This is a genomic window from Bifidobacterium sp. B4079 (assembly GCF_026537385.1).
In the GTDB taxonomy this organism is placed as follows: Bacteria; Actinomycetota; Actinomycetes; order Actinomycetales; family Bifidobacteriaceae; genus Bombiscardovia; species Bombiscardovia asteroides_I.
Map to the genome: position 1 here is coordinate 1 of NZ_JAFNMH010000012.1, position 1,023 is coordinate 1,023.

A 1,023-nucleotide genomic window follows, 5' to 3' on the forward strand; every position below is an offset into this window, starting at 1 on the left:
GTCGGCCGGTCAGGCGAATGCCGTCGACGGGCAGGACGGGACGGCCAGCAGGAAGCCGCTGCTTTACAAGATGCTGGCTTACAACGAAAGGATTGATTCCAACCAGGATGAGCTGCGCATGGACTTCATCCTGCGCGTGAAGCACAACGAGTTCGACCCTTCCTGCGCCAATGCTACCGGCGGTATGGACACCATGGGCTCTTGTAATCTATCTTTTGTATACCCGTTTGAAGGTTCTACCAATCCGCCGCATTATCGCCGAATAAAGTATCTGAACACCATAGCTTCAAAATCATCCACTGATCCGGCCTGGATCGGAGCCTATAATTGGGCCAAGAATCAGGATCAGTACTTCACCGTCCACAAGATCATAAACTCCGGTCTATATGACTATTTGACCATTTCCATCGAGGGCGATCTGAATCTTGGGGATACGGGTGACTCGTCAGCCCATAAAACGGGTGGTGTCGACGAGCCTCTGAACATTTACGCAATTGTAGGTCAGCAGATAGGAGCTGTGGGTTGCGGCGCTGGTACATGGAGCTGGACCCCCTCCAACGCCCTTGATGAGTGCTTCTACTTTAATCCTGATATTAATATTAAGGCGCCGGATCGAACATCCAATATCACTGCAGCTTTAACGGCTGAGGGCAAGGGTTTCAAGAAGTACATGAAAGACTGCCTGGGCAGTGGAGCTGGTCTTCAGTGCAGCGGGCCCTGGTCTTGGGTCGGCTGGGATCGGCAGCCAGATCTTTATAGTGGAGGTCAGTCGAACTGGGGCATGGTGACTGATTATGGTTTCCCTGCCTATAATGGTTTTTATGATGGTTACCGTGTAAATGGCACTGCTCCGGGAACAGCCCCGTCCCGGTCTTTCTTCGTGTACTGGCTGAATGTTCGCGGCAGCACCTACTACAACCCCGACGGCATATGTTCTGAGACGAATTCGTATTATTACCAGTGGGTGGCTTTGAAGGATGGCCAGTGGGTGCCTGTTGATGAGCTGACTCCTGAGCCGGTTCT

Annotated in this window: 1 pseudogene; it reads left to right on the plus strand. The window is 52.3% G+C overall.

Features of this window, described 5'->3' with window-relative positions:
* Positions 1 to 70: 70 nt before the first annotated feature.
* A pseudogene (locus J3T95_RS09115) lies at positions 71 to 1,023 on the plus strand (hypothetical protein); the annotation flags it as partial.